We start from the raw sequence: 597 nt of genomic DNA on the forward strand, positions 1-597 counted from the left end.
AGGTAATTTAGGGGTTAAAAAATTTCAGTAGCCGCCAGGCGCACATGCTCGGCGGTTGCGGTTTGTGATTTAGCTTTGGCGGCGGCGATCAGTGCACCGCGGGCCAGATGATTGGCTTTTCGGAACAGTCCGCCCGAGCCTTGATGGATGGCAGTTATCGCGTTTTGATCAAAAAGGTTTTGATTGATGCCTGCGATAGCTAGGTGATGTTTGAGGTAATCTTGCATGCCGGCAAGGTTGGTGCCCTGCAGATGGCTGCGGGTTACAATTCTGGAAGCCAGCGGTTGTGAGGAACGATACGATAGTTTGTCAATGAGGTTATTTTGACCGGCTAAAATCATGGGTAAATATGGTTTAGAGTCTTTTTCAAATTGGCAGATGGTATGCAGCTCGGCAAACACTTCCAGACGCAACAGCGAGGCCTCATCGACGAGCAGCACGACTTTGATTTTTTTCTCACAGACCAGCTGAGTGATTTCTTTTTTGATCAGCCGCAGCATCAGGGTTTTGGAGTTGGATCTGATGTGGATGTTTAGTTCACTGGCCAGTTGGCGATAAAATTCCATGATCGCGCCCGATGATGCGGTCATATACAGG

General features: G+C 48.7%; 1 protein-coding gene. It reads right to left on the bottom strand.

Annotated elements, in window-relative coordinates; all coding sequences use genetic code 11:
- Positions 1–14: 14 nt before the first annotated feature.
- Positions 15–597, bottom strand: a 583-nt coding sequence (locus GY683_RS07745) for an AAA family ATPase (RefSeq protein ID WP_297288184.1), incomplete at its 5' end; no start/stop codon positions are given.

This window comes from Moraxella sp. (assembly GCF_024227015.1).
Lineage (GTDB): Bacteria > Pseudomonadota > Gammaproteobacteria > Pseudomonadales > Moraxellaceae > Moraxella.